The organism is Limosilactobacillus gastricus DSM 16045 (assembly GCF_001434365.1).
Lineage (GTDB): Bacteria > Bacillota > Bacilli > Lactobacillales > Lactobacillaceae > Limosilactobacillus > Limosilactobacillus gastricus.
The window spans coordinates 1-703 of record NZ_AZFN01000045.1; the positions used below are offsets into that span (position 1 = coordinate 1).

The following is a 703-nucleotide window of genomic DNA, read 5'->3' on the forward strand; positions in this document are numbered from 1 at the left end:
ACAGATTTCAAAAATTTGTCACTGCTCAACGAGCAGTGTTAGAAGAACCGTTTATGAATACGTTCCTAAACAATATCGGTTAGCCGTGCTCCCTAAACATCTGTCGTTTGATGAGTTCCGATCTGCAGGACATGCAATGTCGTTCATCTGTTGCGATAGTGAAACTCATGAAATTGTCGCCAAATTAAATGACCGCTTATCATCATCGATTATTGAATACTTTGAAAACAGATATTCAGTTGAAGAACGGCAACGAGTTGAAACGGTTGTAATTGACCTGAATGCCCAGTATCAATCGTTTATTTATCGACTTTTCCCTAATGCGGAAATCATCATTGATCGTTTCCATATTGTCCAATTAATAGGTCGATCTTTAGATCGAGAACGGATAAAATTACAAAAATCCATTGATTATCAGAGTCGTGAATTCAAAATATTAAAATCCCAGTGGAAGTTATTCCATAAGAACGCTAAGGAGTTAGAAACAGCTAAACAAGTGTATCTAAAAGGGGTTAATGAGTATATGACGCCTTAAAATGCCGTAGATCTCATTACTGAAAAATATAAGGATTTTGGTGAGATATACGACACTTATCAGAATATCGTTATGTCGATCAAAGAAAAAAACATGGATTTACTGGATGAAACCATCAATTCTTATCAATCAACCCTTACAGAACTTGATACCTTTAAGAAGAACCGG

The 703-nt window shown here is 35.8% G+C and carries 1 pseudogene; it reads left to right on the top strand.

The features are described from left to right. A pseudogene (locus FC60_RS09425) lies at positions 1–703 on the top strand (transposase); the annotation flags it as partial.